This is a genomic window from Pseudomonas peradeniyensis (assembly GCF_014268935.2).
Taxonomy (GTDB): domain Bacteria; phylum Pseudomonadota; class Gammaproteobacteria; order Pseudomonadales; family Pseudomonadaceae; genus Aquipseudomonas; species Aquipseudomonas peradeniyensis.
On the sequence record NZ_JABWRJ020000002.1, the window covers coordinates 382,662 to 397,936 of the forward strand.

Genomic DNA, 15,275 nt, shown 5'->3' on the forward strand with positions numbered 1-15,275 from the left:
TGATGCGCAGGCGCGCCAGCTTCCTGCAGCGCATCCATATCGACGGTCCCCTGCTGCTCATCCTGCTGACGCTCGCCGCCGGCAGCCTGTTCGTGCTCTATTCGGCCAGCGGCAAGAACTGGGACCTGCTGATGAAGCAGGCCAGCTCGTTCGGTATCGGCCTGGTGTCGATGTTCATCATCGCCCAGCTCGAGCCGCGCTTCATGGCGCGCTGGGTACCGCTGGCCTACCTGGCCGGGGTGTTCCTGCTGGTCGTGGTGGACGTCATGGGCCACAACGCCATGGGCGCGACGCGATGGATCAACATTCCCGGGGTGATCCGCTTCCAGCCCTCGGAATTCATGAAGATCATCATGCCGGCGACCATCGCCTGGTACCTGTCCAAGCGCACCCTGCCGCCGCACCTCAAGCATGTGGCGATCAGCCTGGTCCTGATCGGCGTGCCGTTCATCCTCATCGTGCGCCAGCCCGACCTGGGAACGGCGCTGCTGATCCTCGCCTCCGGCGCCTTCGTGCTGTTCATGGGCGGGCTGCGCTGGCGCTGGATCGTCAGCGTGATCGCCGCGGCGGTGCCGGTGGCGGTGGCGATGTGGTTCTTCGTCATGCACGACTACCAGAAACAGCGCGTGCTGACCTTCCTCGATCCGGAAAGCGATCCGCTGGGCACCGGCTGGAACATCATCCAGTCCAAGGCGGCGATCGGTTCGGGCGGGGTGTTCGGCAAGGGCTGGCTGCTGGGCACCCAGTCGCACCTGGACTTCCTCCCGGAAAGCCACACCGACTTCATCATCGCCGTGCTCGGCGAAGAGTTTGGCCTGGTCGGCATCTGCCTGCTGCTGCTGATCTACATCCTGTTGATCGGCCGCGGGCTGGTGATCACCGCCCAGGCCCAGACCCTGTTCGGCAAGCTGCTCGCGGGCAGCCTGACCATGACCTTCTTTGTTTATGTGTTCGTCAATATCGGTATGGTCAGCGGCCTCCTGCCCGTGGTGGGCGTGCCGCTGCCCTTCATCAGCTATGGCGGAACTTCGTTGGTGACGCTGCTGTCAGCGTTTGGCGTTCTGATGTCGATCCATACGCACCGCAAGTGGATTGCACAGGTTTGAAAAAGGTGAAGAATTTCATGCAAGCAGTGCGTGGCTGGGCTGCCCGCCTGGCGCCGTGGTTCGGCGCGATGGGGCTGTTCGGCGTAATCCAGCAGGCCAATGCCGGCGACTACGACGGCTCGCCGCAGGTGGCCGAGTTCGTTGGCGAGATGACCCGCGACTACGGCTTCGCCGGTGAGCAGCTGATGGGCGTGTTCCGCGAGGTACAGCGCAAGCAGGCGATCCTCGATGCGATTTCGCGGCCGGCCGAGCGGGTCAAGCCGTGGAAGGAATACCGCCCGATGTTCATCACCGACGCGCGCATCGCCCGCGGTGTGGACTTCTGGCGCCAGCACGAGGCCGTGCTGGCCCGCGCCGAACAGGAATACGGCGTGCCGGCGCAGTACATCGTCGCGATCATCGGCGTGGAAACCTTCTTCGGTCGCAACACCGGCAACTACCGGGTCATCGATGCCCTGTCCACGCTTGGTTTCGACTACCCGCCACGGGCCGAATTCTTCCGCAAGGAGCTGCGCGAGTTCCTCCTGCTGGCCCGCGAGGAGCAGCTCGATCCGCTCACGCTCAAAGGCTCCTATGCCGGCGCCATGGGCCTGCCGCAGTTCATGCCGAGCAGCTTCCGTGCTTATGCCGTGGACTTCGACGGCGACGGCCATATCAATATCTGGAACAACCCGGACGATGCCATCGGCAGCGTCGCCAGCTACTTCAAGCGTCATGGCTGGGTGCCCGGGGAGCCTGTGGTCAGCCGCGCCAGCGTGGCCGGCGCCCGGGGCGACGAAGGCCTGACCACCGGCATCGAGCCGACCAGGACGGTCGCGCAGTTGCGGGCGCTGGGCTGGTCGGGTCATGATGCGCTGCGCGATGATCTGCCGGTCACCGCCTTCCGCCTGGAAGGCGCGGATGGCCCCGAGTACTGGATGGGCCTGAAAAACTTCTACGCGATCACTCGCTACAACCGCAGCGTGATGTATGCCATGGCGGTGCATCAGCTTTCCGAACAGCTGGTTCTGGCACGGGGCGTCAAGTAAATGCGCGAACTCTTCACCATCAATACCGCAAAACTGCTCACCTGCGTCGCTGTCGGCCTGGTGCTGGCCAGCTGCTCGTCGAGCCGGCCGTCCAGCCCGCAGAGCGGCAACACCGTACGTGCGCAGCCGGGCCTGGACATCAACCGCGCGCACAAGGACGGCGCGCCCTGGTGGGACGTGGACGTCAACAAGATCCCCGACGCCACGCCGACCGTGCACACCGGCAACTACAAGGCCAACCCCTACACGGTGCTGGGCAAGACCTACTACCCGATGCAGGACTCGCGCAACTACCGCGCCGAGGGTACCGCGTCGTGGTATGGCACCAAGTTCCACGGCCAGAACACCGCCAACGGCGAACTGTACGACCTGTACGGCATGAGCGCGGCGCACAAGACCCTGCCGCTGCCGGCCTATGTGCGGGTGACCAACCTGGCCAACGGCCGCAGCGTGATCCTGCGGGTCAATGACCGTGGCCCGTTCTATTCCGACCGTATCATCGACCTGTCCTACGCCGCGGCGAAGAAGCTCGGCTATGCCGAGACCGGGACCGCCCATGTGCGCGTCGAAGGCATCGACCCACAGCAATGGTGGGCCCAGCGTGGCCAGCAGCCGCCGATGGTGCTCAAGGAGCCGCAGGTGGCCCAGGCCCAGCCGATCGCCACCAGCACCGGTCGGGTCGAGCAGTGGACCCCGCCACCGCAGCAGCACGCGGCGCCGGTGGTGCCGGTGCAGGTGGGCGGCAACAATGTGCCGAACGCCAGCGGCGGCAGCATCCTGCAGGTGGGCGCGTTCGCCAACCCGGACGCCGCCGAGTTGTTGCGCTCGAAGCTGAGCACCATGGTCAGCGCGCCGGTGTTCATCAGCTCCGTGGTACGCAACCAGCAGACGCTGCACCGGGTTCGCCTGGGGCCGATCAACAGCCAGGGTGAGATCCAGCAGGCGCAGGACAGCATTCGCCTGGCCAATCTCGGCCAGGCCAAGGTGGTCACTGATTGAGCTCTGTCGCGGGGCAAGCCCGCTCCCACGTTTCGCCTTGCAGATGGCGTGGGAGCGGGCTTGCCCCGCAATGAATCGACACGCCGACCTGTCGGTTTGTTCATGAATTGCCGGGCAATGACATGTACAATGCCCGCTTTTGCCCGCAGCGGCATTACGTCGCACTGTCGGGCCAGGCCACCGGCCATAAAACTAGACTGACGGGGCGCTGGGTAAACGAATTTGCCCACGGAACATCAGACCATTAGCGATTTACGAGAGACGGATGAACATCACCAACCTTGCCAAACGACTTTGCCTGCCCGTTCTGCTGATGATCATGCCTGCTGCCTTCGCAGCGGAGCAGATGATGCCGGCACCACCGCAACTGGCCGCCAAGTCCTATGTACTCATGGACGCGTCCAGCGGCAATGTGCTGGTCGAGAACAACGGTGACGAGCGCCTGCCGCCGGCCAGCCTGACCAAGCTGATGACTGCCTACATCGCCACCCTGGACATCCGTCGCGGCCAGATCGGCGAGAACGACCCGGTCACCGTCAGCGAGAATGCCTGGCGTACCGGTGGTTCGCGCATGTTCATCAAGGTCGGCAGCCAGGTGACCGTCAGCGACCTGCTGCACGGCATCATCATCCAGTCCGGCAACGACGCCTCGGTCGCCCTGTCCGAGCACATTGCCGGCAGCGAAGATGCATTCGCCGACATGATGAACAAGACCGCCACCGATCTTGGCATGGCCAACAGCCACTTCATGAACCCGACCGGTCTGCCGAACCCGGAGCACTACTCCTCGGCCCACGACATGGCCCTGCTGGCACGCGCGATCATCAACGAAGATCCGGCGCACTACGCCATCTACTCGCAGAAAGAGTTCTTCTGGAACAACATCAAGCAGCCGAACCGCAACCTGCTGCTGTGGCGCGACAAGACCGTCGATGGCCTGAAGACCGGCCACACCGACGAAGCCGGCTACTGCATGGTCGCCTCGGCCGTGCGTGACGGCCAGCGCCTGATTGCCGTGGTGTTCGGCACCAACAGCGAGCAGTCCCGCGCCGCCGAGACCCAGAAGCTGCTGACCTACGGTTTCCGCTTCTTCGAAACCCAGACCTTCTACCAGAAAGGTACCGAGCTGACTCAGGCCCAGGTATGGAAAGGCGCGACCAACCAGGTGAAAGCCGGTCTGGCCAACGACCTGACCATGACCATGCCTAAAGGCCAATTGAAACGCCTCCAGGCTTCGATGACCATGAATCCGCAACTGACCGCTCCGATCGCCAAAGGTGACGTGATCGGCAAAGTGGAAGTCAAACTGGACGAGAAAGTGATTCACAGCGCCGACCTCATCGCCCTAGACGGCGTGGAGGAAGCTGGTTTCTTCGGCCGTATGTGGGATAGCATCCGCCTGTTCTTCTACGGTTTGTTCAACTGATACGTGACCTGCACGCCCCCGTGAACCAGGCGGGGGCGATGTTGCTGCCACGGCTTACGAGGCCGTTTCCGCCATGAGCGAAGAAGACGTCAAGTCGCACAAGATCGAATTCCCCTGCGAGGACTACCCGATCAAGGTGATCGGCGACACTGTTGTCGGTTTCCGCGACACCGTGATCGAGATCCTCAGCAAGCACGCCAAGGTCGACCTGTCGACCCTGGCCGAGCGCCAGAGCAAGGAAGGCAAGTACACCACGGTGCAACTGCATATCGTTGCCGAGAGCGAGAACCAGCTGCACGACATCAACAGTGCCCTGCGTGCCACCGGCATCGTGAAAATGGTGCTGTGATGTCCGGCGTGCTCGGTATTCGCGATCTTGGCCTGCAGCCCTATGAACCGGTGCTGGAGGCCATGCGCCGCTTTACCGAGCAACGCGGCCCGGACAGCCAGGACGAAGTCTGGCTGGTCGAGCACCCGCCGGTCTTCACCCAGGGACAGGCCGGCAAGGCCGAGCACCTGCTGATCCCGGGGGAAATCCCGGTGGTGCAGACCGATCGCGGCGGCCAGGTCACCTACCACGGCCCAGGCCAGCTGGTGGCCTACCTGCTGCTGGATGTGCGACGCCTGAGCATCGGCGTGCGCGAGCTGGTCAGCCGCATCGAGCAGACGCTCATCGACCTGCTCGCCAGCTACGGCGTGCAGGCGGTGGCCAAGCCCGATGCCCCGGGCGTCTACGTCGATGGCGCGAAGATCGCGTCCCTTGGCCTTCGAATCCGCAACGGTCGTTCCTTCCACGGCCTTGCCCTGAACGTGGACATGGACCTTGCGCCATTCCGCCGAATCAACCCCTGTGGGTATGCGGGGCTGGCCATGACCCAGCTACGCGACCTGGCAGGTCCGATCGAACTCGACGAGGTCAGGACAAGGCTGCGCGGACAGCTGGTCAGGCACCTCGACTATGCTGAGCAGACGACCCTCACGGGCGGAATCGACTGATTATGACAATTGTGCAAGAAGCCGTGCCGAACCTGATCCCCACGCAAGACGTGACCCCGCGCCCTGCGCCGAAGAAAGTCGAGGCCGGCGTGAAGCTGCGCGGCGCCGAGAAGGTGGCGCGCATCCCGGTGAAGATCATCCCCACCGAAGAACTGCCGAAAAAGCCTGACTGGATTCGCGTGCGCATCCCGGTTTCACCGGAGGTCGACCGCATCAAGCAACTGCTGCGCAAGCACAAGCTGCACAGTGTGTGCGAAGAGGCCTCCTGCCCGAACCTGGGTGAGTGTTTCTCCGGCGGCACCGCGACCTTCATGATCATGGGCGACATCTGCACCCGTCGCTGCCCGTTCTGCGACGTCGGCCACGGCCGTCCGAAGCCACTGGACCTGGACGAGCCGAAGAACCTGGCCATCGCCATCGCCGACCTGCGCCTGAAGTACGTGGTGATCACCTCGGTGGACCGCGATGACCTGCGTGACGGCGGTGCCCAGCACTTCGCCGACTGCATCCGCGAAATCCGCGCGCTGTCGCCGGGTGTCCAGCTGGAGACCCTGGTGCCGGACTACCGCGGGCGCATGGACGTGGCGCTGGAGATCACCGCGCAGACCCCGCCGGACGTGTTCAACCACAACCTCGAGACCGTGCCGCGCCTGTACAAGGCCGCGCGTCCGGGCTCGGACTACGACTGGTCGCTGGACCTGCTGCAGAAGTTCAAGCAGATGGTCCCGCACGTGCCGACCAAGTCCGGCCTGATGCTGGGCCTGGGCGAGACCGACGACGAGGTGATCGAGGTCATGCACCGCATGCGTGAGCACGACATCGACATGCTGACCCTCGGCCAGTACCTGCAGCCGTCGCGCAACCACCTGCCGGTACAGCGCTTCGTGCACCCGGATACCTTCGCCTGGTTCGCCGAGGAAGGTTACAAGATGGGCTTCAAGAACGTCGCCTCCGGCCCGTTGGTGCGTTCGTCGTACCACGCCGACCAGCAGGCTCACGAAGCCAAGATCAAGCTCTGAACCGGGCTTGAGCGGGACATGCCGATGTGCGCCGGAAGGCGGCATCGGCATTTTTGTTTTTGAGCGATCTGTTTCAAGCGACAAGCTGCAAGGAGTGGCGTGATGAATTGCCTGGAAACTGCTGAGTACCTGTTGCCCAAGGCCCTGCCTGACAATGCCCGTTTTGCCATCATCGCCCCGGCCGGGCCGGCGCGGCTGGATACCGACAAGGCACGTCAGTGGTTCGAAAGCCGTGGCCAGCAGTGCCGCATTTACCCTGGGGTACTGCAGGCGGACGGTTACCTCGCCGGTAGCGACGAGCAGCGTCTGCGCGACCTGCACGATGCGTTCAGCGCCCCGGACATCGACGCTATCCTGTGTATGCGCGGCGGTTACGGCAGCATGCGCCTGCTGGACCAAATCGACTTCGAGCTGATCCGTCGCCATCCCAAGCCGCTGGTGGGCTACAGCGATATCAACGCCCTGCATTCGGCGCTCAACCGACATGCGGGGATGCTGGCCTTCCATGGCGCAATGCTCAATGCCGACCTGCTGGGGGGCAAGCTCGAGCCCACCGTCAGCTCACTGTTCGGGCAGCTGCGGGGGCGGCTGGGGGCAGGTGATGCGATTGACCACCCTGTCGAGTTCCCGCTGACCAGCGTGGTGCCCGGGATTGCCAGCGGGCGTCTGGTCGGCGGCAACCTGTCGCTGCTCGGCTCCACGCTGGGGACGCTGGCGGAAGTCGATACCCAGGACAGCATCCTGTTCATCGAGGACGTCAACGAGCCGCTCTACCGTGTCGACCGGCTGCTGACCCAGTTGCGCCTGGCCGGCAAGCTGGAAGGGGTGCGAGGGGTGCTGGTCGGGGACTTTGCCGGGATCACGGTGGCGGCGATGACGCCGCTGCTGCTGGACATCTTCGGCCCGCTCGGGGTGCCGGTGCTGGCCGGGTGGCGCAGCGGGCATTGTGATCCGAATGTGTGCCTGCCGTTGGGGGCTAGCGTGCGACTGGATGCCGAAGAGCAGAGTCTGGTGCTGTTGCAGGATCTGTTCAGGGTTTGAGATCGCCGGGGCTGCTTTGCAGCCCTTTCGCGACACGAGGCCGCTCCTACAGGGGATCGCAATCTCCTGTAGGAGCGGCCTCCTGGGCTTTTAGCGCCGCAGGCTATCGAGCAGCTTGTGCGTCGGATACCCATCCGCCGGCCAGCCCTGCGCCTGCTGCGCATTGCGGATCGCCTTGCGGGTATTGGCGCCGATGATCCCATCCGGATTACCTGCCTCATGCCCGTTGGCATTGAGCAAGGTCTGCAGCTCGATCCGCTCGCTGCGGCTCAGCGGCAGGTCCTCTTTCGGCCAGCTGCCGGCAATGAACCCCCATCCGGAGAAACGATCCCCGAGCAGGCTGACCGCGAGCGCGTAGGACGACGAGTTGTTGTACTTGAGAATGGCGCGGAAGTTGTCCAGTACCAGGAACGCCGGCCCCTTGGCGCCCGCGGGCAGCAGCAGGGCGGCGGACAGCTGGCTGCTGCCGGTGGGCAGGGTGGTACCGGCTGGCAGCTTCACGCCCAGCTGCAGCCACTCGCTGACGCTCTTGCGCTGGCTGCCATCGGCCAGCCAGTAGTCGAAACCGGCGGGCACCTGCACCTCGAAGCCCCAGGGTTGGCCACGTTTCCAGCCGGACGCCTGCAGGTAGTGCGCGGTGGACGCCAGGGCGTCGGCGGTGCTGTTCCAGATGTCGCGGCGGCCGTCACCGTCGAAGTCCACGGCGTGGGTCAGGTAGGTGGTCGGGATGAACTGGGTCTGACCCATGGCGCCGGCCCAGGAGCCGCGCATCGCGTCAGGCTGGATATCGCCGTTCTGCAGGATCTGCAGGGCGGCGATCAGCTGGTCCTGGGCGAACTGCGGACGGCGGCCCTCATAGGCCAGGGTGGCCAGCGAGCGGATCACCGACTTGCTGCCCTGGAACTGGCCGAAGTTGCTTTCCATGCCCCATACCGAGACCAGAACCTGGCGATCGACACCGTAGCGCTGTTCGATGCGGGTCAGCAGATCGGCGTTCTGCTCGAGCAGTTTCTTGCCGTTGCGCACGCGTAGCGGCGACAGGGCGCCGTCCAGGTACTCCCACACCGGGCGGGTGAATTCGGGTTGGCTGCGGTCGGCCTTGATCACGTCCATGTCCGGGGTGACACCGAGGAAGGCGCGGTCGAACAGGCTGGCACTGATACCGGCTTGCAGGGCTTGCTGGCGGAAGCCGGCCTGCCATTGGGCGAAGGTCTGCAGGGGCTGGATTTCGCCGTTGGCCTCGGGCGTGGTGCCGGGCAGGGTGACGACGGGAGCGGGCTGGGCGGGCGCCAGCGGCAGGGCGTCGGCGGCGGTGGGTTTCTCGGCGCAGGCGACGAGCAGGATGAAGCTTGTGGCCGCGATCAGCTGGCGGGGTTGCCAGCGGAGAGTGAGACGAGAGGGCATGCACAGATCCAGAATTGCAGGTCAGGTGCCGACCATACCATGCCTGCGCATTTCATGCCTTTCATGCCGCCATAAAGCAGGAAGCCTCCCAATCTCTCGATTGGAAGGCTTCGCGGCGGTAGCTGCCTTTGCCTTTTTCCGGTCGTTCCTGGCGGCAGCGGAACAGCGGTTGGGCGACGATGGACTTGGCCTTGTTGGGGCCGTGCTTTTTCGGCTTTTTGCTCATGGTGGATTCCCGGTGTGGGTGGATGGCGGGCGCACTTTAGGCTTGTAGCACTACGTGAGCCAATTGATTGTGTTTATGGTGGCGGGCCTCATCGCGGGTCAAGCCCGCTCCCACGGTGCCGCGATGGGTTTTACTCGGCAGGCAGTGCTAATCGCTGTCCGGCCATCAGCAGCGACAAGCGCGCCAGGCTGGTCCAGGGTGAGCCCTCAGCCTGACCCTTGATCTGCGCATCGATACGCTGGGCATCCTGCAGCAGCATGGCCCAGCGCTGCGCAGAGAGGCGCTGCAAGGCCTTGCTCACCAATGGACGGCGCTTGTCCCAGACAGGCGGCCGTGCCTGACTGAATGCCTTGTCCAGTGGCACACCCTGGCTGAACTGCTGTGCAAGCCCCGCCAGCAGGCGCAGCTCGCGGGCCAGGGCCCAGAGAATCACCGGTGGTTCGACGCCTTCGCCGCGCAGCCCTTCGAGCATGCGCAGGGCGTGGGCTGCCTCGCCGTTCAGAATGGCATCCACCAGGCCGAAGACATCGAAGCGGGCGCTGTCAGCGACGGCGGCCTGGACGGTCTCCACAGTGATCTGGTTGCCCTCGGCCAGCAGCTTGAGCTTCTCGATCTCCTGGGCGGCGGCCAGCAGGTTGCCCTCGACCCGGGCGGCGATCAGGTCGACGGCGTCGCGCTGGGCCGACAGGCCGGCCTGGGACAGGCGCTGGTTGATCCACTGCGGCAACTGCTGAGCGTCCACCGGCCAGATCTGGATGAACTGGCAGTGGGTGCCTTCGATCAGGGCCTTGCCCCACTTGGTCTTCTGCGCGCTGCCGTCGAGCTTGGGCAGGCTGATCAGCAACAGCGTGTCCTCGGCCGGGTTGGCGCAGTACTCCATCAGCGCGGCGGCACCCTTGTCGCCGGGTTTTCCCGAGGGCAGGCGCAGTTCCAGCAGGCGGCGCTGGGCGAACAGCGACAGGCTGGCACCGGCCAGCAGCAGGTTGCCCCAATCGAAGTTGGCGTCGGCGCTGAACACCTGGCGTTCGTCGTAGCCTTGCTGGCGAGCGGCGCCGCGGATGGCGTCGGCGGCCTCCTGGCACAGCAGCGGGTCGTCGCCGCTGACGATGTAGACGGGCGCCAGCTTGCCTTGCAGGTGCTTGTTGAGTTGGGCGGGAGCGAGCTTCATGAGGAGAGGCGGGGCACCTCAGGTGCCCCGTTCAGGCTCAGGGAGCCGGGACTTCCAGCGGCGATTGCTGGGGCGTCTCGTCCTGGATGCGTTGGGCTTCCTGGAGGGCGCGGGCCTCGGCCTTGGCACGTTCGTCAGCCTTGCGCTGAAGGTCGTCCAGGCGTGCCGGGGTCAGTTGCTGCAGGCGAACCATCATGCCTTGTACCAGGTCGCGACGCATTTCCTGGCGGACCTGGGTCGCTTCCTGGCCCGAACCGTTGATGTTGTTGCCGTCATACACGTAGTACTTCTGCACCTGCAGCTTGTCTTCCAGCAGAACGGTGTCGTTCTGGCCTTCGACCACATAGTTCAACACGGTGGTCAGCTCGTACTCGGCCGAGCGGTTGCCGCCGGTGTAGGTTGCGGCGCGCTGGGTCTCCTGCTCATCGGTGAGCACGAGCTTGTACGGTGCGCCGGTATAGACCTTCACGCCACTGTTCTGCAGAGTGCGGCGCAGCTGGGTAACCGTTTCGCCATAGGCGTTGCGTGCGCTGAGGTCCAGTTCCTTGATGGTCAGCTCGGTGGTGCCGGTGCCGCGCAGCTGGAAACCGCAGGCGCTGAGCAGGACAGCCAGGCCTATTACCAGCAGATTGCGTTTGATCATGTGTGTTGCTCCCTCGTGGACCGATTACGCCCGCCTGCAGGGTGTGCAGGCGGGCGTTGCCATCAGTTGGCGACGATGTTGACCAGTTTGCCCGGTACGACGATGACCTTGCGGATGGTCAGGCCGTCGGTGAAGCGCAGGACGTTCTCGTTGCTGCGGGCGGCGGCTTCGATTTCCTCGCGGCTGGCGGCAGCCGGCATCTCGACCTGGCCACGCAGCTTGCCGTTGACCTGCACCACCAGCGTCACGGTGTCCTGTACCAGGGCACTTTCGTCGACTGTCGGCCAGGCTGCGTCGATCGCCGCCTGATCATGGCCCAGCGCCTTCCACAGTTCGTGGGAGATGTGCGGGGTGATCGGTGCCAGCAGCAGGGTGACGGCCTCGAGGCCTTCCTGCAGCAAGGCGCGGTCCTGGGCGGTGGCCTGTGGCGCTTTCTCCAGCACGTTCATCACGGTCATCACCTGGGCGATGGCGGTGTTGAACTTGTGGTACTGGCCCACGTCAGTGCTGGCCTGCTTGATGGCGGCATGGATGGCGCGGCGGATGACCTTCTGCTCGTCGCTCAGGGCGGCGATGTCCAGCTGGCCCGGCAGGCCCTGGGCGACATGGGCCTGGGCCAGGCGCCAGACACGGCGCAGGAAGCGGCTGGCACCCTCGACGCCGGAGTCGGACCATTCCAGGCTCATGTCGGGCGGCGAGGCGAACATCATGAACAGGCGGCAGGTGTCGGCACCGTACTGCTCGATCATCGACTGTGGGTCGACGCCGTTGTTCTTCGATTTCGACATCTTCTCGGTGCCGCCGATTTCCACCGGAAGGCCGTCGGTCTTCAGGCGCGCGCCGATGATCTTGGCCTTGGCGTCACGCTCGACCTCGACGTCGGCCGGGTTGAACCAGTCCTTGCCGCCGTTGCTGGCGACACGGTAGTACGTTTCGGCGACGACCATGCCCTGAGTGAGCAGGTTCTTGAACGGCTCGTTCGAGGTTACCAGGCCTTCGTCACGCATCAGCTTGTGGAAGAAGCGCGCGTACAGCAGGTGCAGGATCGCGTGTTCGATACCGCCAATGTACTGGTCCACTGGCAGCCAGTGGTTGGCGGCTTTCGGATCGACCAGGCCCTTGTCGTAGTTCGGCGAGGCATAGCGGGCGAAGTACCAGGACGATTCGACGAAGGTGTCCATGGTGTCGGTTTCGCGCTTGGCCGCGGTGCCGCATTTCGGGCAGGTGCACTCGTAGAACTCGGGCATGCGCGCCAGTGGCGAACCGGCGCCGTCCGGCACCACGTTCTCCGGCAGGGTGACCGGCAGCTGGTCTTCCGGCACCGGCACATCGCCGCAGGACGGGCAGTGGATGATCGGGATCGGGCAGCCCCAGTAGCGCTGGCGGCTGATGCCCCAGTCGCGCAGGCGGAACTGAGTGCGGGACTTGCCGAGGTCTTTGCGGATCAAGGCGGCTTCGATGGCGTCGAAGGCGCCCTGGAAGTCCAGGCCGTCGAACTCGCCGGAGTTGATCAGCTGGCCGTGCTCGCCGTAGGCGGCCTGCCACTCGCTGCCGACTTCGTCGCCGACGCTGGTGCGCACCACCGCCTTGACCGGCAGGTTGTACTTGTGGGCGAACTCGAAGTCGCGCTCATCGTGGGCCGGTACGGCCATGACCGCGCCATCGCCGTAGTGCATCAGCACGTAGTTGGCGACCCACACCGGCAGCTTCTCGCCGGTCAGCGGGTGCTCGACGCACAGGGAAGTGGCCATGCCCTTCTTCTCCTGCGTGGCCATGTCGGCCTCGGCGACGCTGCCGCTCTTGCACTCGTCGATGAACGCCTGCAGCGCCGGGTTGCCCTGGGCGGCCTGGGTGGCCAGCGGGTGCTCGGCGGCGACGGCCACGTAGGTCGCGCCCATCAGGGTGTCAGGACGGGTGGTGAAGACCTTGAGGGTGCCCGGGTGACCGATGCTGGCCTGGTCGTAGGGGAACTGCACTTCCATGCCGCGGGACTTGCCGATCCAGTTGCGCTGCATGGTCTTGACCTGCTCGGGCCAGCCCGGCAGCTCGTCGAGGCTTTCCAGCAGCTCGTCGGCGTAGTCGGTGATGCGGAAGTAGTACATCGGGATTTCGCGCTTCTCGATCAGCGCGCCCGAACGCCAGCCACGGCCGTCGATGACCTGCTCGTTGGCCAGTACGGTCTGGTCAGCCGGGTCCCAGTTCACGGTGCCGTTCTTGCGGTAGATGATGCCTTTCTCGAACAGGCGGGTGAACAGCCACTGCTCCCAGCGGTAGTAGTCCGGCTTGCAGGTGGTGACTTCACGCGACCAGTCGATGGCCAGACCCAGGCTCTTGAGCTGGGTCTTCATGTAGTCGATGTTCTCGTAGGTCCATTTGGCCGGGGCGACGTTGTTCTTCATCGCGGCGTTTTCCGCCGGCATGCCGAAAGCGTCCCAGCCCATCGGTTGCAGGACGTTCTTGCCCAGCATGCGCTGGTAGCGGGCGATCACGTCACCGATGGTGTAGTTGCGCACGTGGCCCATGTGTAGCTTGCCGCTCGGGTACGGGAACATCGATAGGCAGTAGTACGTGTCTTTGCCTGGCTGTTCGGTGACAGCGAACGATTGTTGCTCGTCCCAGGCATTCTGGGCGGCGGCTTCTACATCACGGGGCGTGTATTGTTCGTGCATGGCTACTTTGTATTGAAAGGAATAAGAGACATGTTCCAGGCAGCTCGACCTCGCTGCGTCCGGCACTCCGGGATCTTATGAGAGTGAACGCCGTAGCATACATGAGCGCCGCGCGTCGTGGGAAACCCTGATTGCATCGCCCGTCGCGCGGGCCGTTGGTCGCGGCGCCCGGCCGCTTTTGCGAGTGACGCTAAGCTCATCTGTGGGGGGAGATATTCTTACCTTCAATGAGGTGAACGGATGGGAGAGTCGCAACTAACCGCAAACAAGCCGGAGCTCTACGAACGCCTGATCGACCGCCTGGGCCTGGCACTGGAAGTAGCCCGGACCTCGGTGCGATTGCGCGACGAGATGCCTGCCGAACTGGAGTTGCGTGGCCTGAGCCATGCCGAGTTCGAAGTCATCAAGGCTTATCTGGAATCCCTTCCGGAGGGCCGTTTTGCCAGTGCCGGTGCCTACCCGCAACCGGAGCCATCCTCGGCCAGGATTGTCTGGCTCAAGGACCGCAAGCGCTCCGGCGCCCCAGCCAGCTCCAGGACGTTGCCGTCCCGATAGCCGTTCAGGGTTGCAGGCGCGGATCGACGCGCCGGCTTTTCGCAATGCACGCATCGATCGGCGCCGGTTGCCCTTGAGGCCCGGTGCCGATCCTCTTAGGCTGCACGCCTTCCATGGAGGTGTGTGATGCCGATTCGCTTTTTCATCAAACAATGGCTGATGCCGCCCGGCATCCTGTTCCTGCTGTTGCTGGCTGCCTGGTGGTGGCGCCGTCGCCGTCCGCGCCTGGCGGCGGCCTGCTTTGCCCTGGGCTTGGGTGGCTTGTGGCTGATGAGCCTGCCGCTGACCGTCGAGCAGGTGGCTCGGGCCCTTGAGACAGAACCTGCGTTGACAGCGAATGGATGGGCGGACCTGGCGGCCAGGGCCGATGCCATTGTGGTCCTGGGGGCCGGGCGCGAGCGCGGTGATCCCGCGTGGGCAGGCACCGATCAACCGACCTACGTGGCGCTCGAGCGCATGCGCTATGCCGCCCAGCTGGCCAAGGCCTCGGGTTTACCAGTCCTGACCAGCGGTGGCTTGCACTATGGCACACCGCCCAGCGAGGCTCAGCTGATGGCTGATCGGCTGCAGGCCGACTTCGGTGTGAAGGTCACCTGGAAGGAGGAAGCCAGCCGTACCACCTGGGAAAACGCCGAGTTCAGTGCCAAGGTGTTGCAGCCGCTGGGCATCCGGCGTGTGGTGGTGGTGACCCAGGCCTGGCACATGCAGCGTTCGCGCTGGAGCTTCGAGCGGGCCGGATTCGAGGTGGTGCCGGCGCCGGTGGGCTTCCTGGGGCGCGAACATGCGCGGCCGTTCGCCGGTTTGCTGCCGGAAAACCGGGCCATGTGGCAGAGCGGCCAGTTGCTGAACGAGGTGGTGGGGTTGCTGGGGTATCGGTTGTTTTACTGATGCCCGCCGGCCTTTGTAGGAGCGGCCTTGTGTCGCGAAAGGGCCGCAAAGCGGCCCCGCGATCTGTGCATGTATGCCAATACCCCGGGGCTGCTTCGCAGCCCTTT

The 15,275-nt window shown here is 64.7% G+C and carries 15 protein-coding genes; 10 read left to right on the top strand and 5 right to left on the bottom strand.

Annotated features, from left to right (window positions below):
- Positions 1–2 precede the first annotated feature (2 nt).
- From rodA to HU751_RS11215, 8 genes are all read left to right on the top strand, one after another.
- Positions 3–1,106 carry a rod shape-determining protein RodA gene (gene rodA, locus HU751_RS11180; RefSeq protein WP_050707084.1) on the top strand — a complete coding sequence of 368 codons (1,104 nt, stop codon included), beginning with the start codon at positions 3–5 and terminating at the stop codon, positions 1,104–1,106.
- Positions 1,107–1,123: 17 nt separating this feature from the next.
- The gene (gene mltB / locus HU751_RS11185) at positions 1,124–2,134 is read left to right on the top strand and encodes a lytic murein transglycosylase B (RefSeq protein ID WP_186732673.1); all 1,011 of its coding nucleotides are present in this window, start codon (positions 1,124–1,126) and stop codon (positions 2,132–2,134) included.
- On the top strand, positions 2,135–3,133 hold the full coding sequence (locus HU751_RS11190) for a septal ring lytic transglycosylase RlpA family protein (RefSeq protein ID WP_186732674.1): 999 nt from the start codon (positions 2,135–2,137) through the stop codon (positions 3,131–3,133).
- Between the two features lie 265 nt (positions 3,134–3,398).
- Complete coding sequence (locus HU751_RS11195) at positions 3,399–4,559, top strand: D-alanyl-D-alanine carboxypeptidase family protein (protein ID WP_186713819.1); 1,161 nt, start codon at positions 3,399–3,401, stop codon at positions 4,557–4,559.
- Positions 4,560–4,632: 73 nt separating this feature from the next.
- Positions 4,633–4,908, top strand: a complete 276-nt coding sequence (locus tag HU751_RS11200) for a DUF493 domain-containing protein (RefSeq protein ID WP_011535839.1) — start codon at positions 4,633–4,635, stop codon at positions 4,906–4,908.
- The gene (lipB, locus tag HU751_RS11205) at positions 4,908–5,555 is read left to right on the top strand and encodes a lipoyl(octanoyl) transferase LipB (protein WP_050707060.1); all 648 of its coding nucleotides are present in this window, start codon (positions 4,908–4,910) and stop codon (positions 5,553–5,555) included. The genes HU751_RS11200 and lipB overlap by 1 nt, the downstream gene beginning before the upstream one ends.
- 2 nt (positions 5,556–5,557) lie before the next feature.
- Positions 5,558–6,574 carry a lipoyl synthase gene (gene lipA / locus HU751_RS11210; protein ID WP_050707059.1) on the top strand — a complete coding sequence of 339 codons (1,017 nt, stop codon included), beginning with the start codon at positions 5,558–5,560 and terminating at the stop codon, positions 6,572–6,574.
- Positions 6,575–6,676: 102 nt separating this feature from the next.
- Positions 6,677–7,615 (top strand): S66 peptidase family protein, encoded by a 939-nt coding sequence (locus HU751_RS11215; RefSeq protein ID WP_186732675.1) that lies wholly within the window; start codon positions 6,677–6,679, stop codon positions 7,613–7,615.
- A gap of 90 nt (positions 7,616–7,705) precedes the next feature.
- Here HU751_RS11215 and HU751_RS11220 read toward each other — a convergent pair whose 3' ends face one another.
- From HU751_RS11220 to leuS, 5 genes are all read right to left on the bottom strand, one after another.
- On the bottom strand, positions 7,706–9,019 hold the full coding sequence (locus HU751_RS11220; protein ID WP_186732677.1) for a lytic murein transglycosylase: 1,314 nt from the start codon (positions 9,017–9,019) through the stop codon (positions 7,706–7,708).
- Between the two features lie 61 nt (positions 9,020–9,080).
- Positions 9,081–9,245 carry an alternative ribosome rescue factor ArfA gene (arfA, locus tag HU751_RS11225; protein ID WP_028690395.1) on the bottom strand — a complete coding sequence of 55 codons (165 nt, stop codon included), beginning with the start codon at positions 9,243–9,245 and terminating at the stop codon, positions 9,081–9,083.
- 130 nt (positions 9,246–9,375) lie between these two features.
- A complete protein-coding gene (gene holA / locus HU751_RS11230; protein WP_186732678.1) occupies positions 9,376–10,413 on the bottom strand; it encodes a DNA polymerase III subunit delta in 1,038 nt (345 codons plus the stop codon).
- Between the two features lie 37 nt (positions 10,414–10,450).
- Positions 10,451–11,056 carry an LPS-assembly lipoprotein LptE gene (locus HU751_RS11235; protein ID WP_186732679.1) on the bottom strand — a complete coding sequence of 202 codons (606 nt, stop codon included), beginning with the start codon at positions 11,054–11,056 and terminating at the stop codon, positions 10,451–10,453.
- A gap of 62 nt (positions 11,057–11,118) precedes the next feature.
- Positions 11,119–13,725, bottom strand: coding sequence for a leucine--tRNA ligase (gene leuS / locus HU751_RS11240; protein ID WP_186732681.1), 2,607 nt, complete (start codon positions 13,723–13,725; stop codon positions 11,119–11,121).
- Between the two features lie 240 nt (positions 13,726–13,965).
- On the opposite strand from leuS, the gene HU751_RS11245 reads away from it, so the two are divergent.
- Together HU751_RS11245 and HU751_RS11250 are read left to right on the top strand one after the other, a co-directional pair.
- Positions 13,966–14,280 (top strand): hypothetical protein, encoded by a 315-nt coding sequence (locus HU751_RS11245; RefSeq protein WP_110737917.1) that lies wholly within the window; start codon positions 13,966–13,968, stop codon positions 14,278–14,280.
- A gap of 126 nt (positions 14,281–14,406) precedes the next feature.
- Positions 14,407–15,168 (top strand): YdcF family protein, encoded by a 762-nt coding sequence (locus HU751_RS11250; RefSeq protein ID WP_186732683.1) that lies wholly within the window; start codon positions 14,407–14,409, stop codon positions 15,166–15,168.
- The last annotated feature ends 107 nt before the right edge of the window (positions 15,169–15,275 follow it).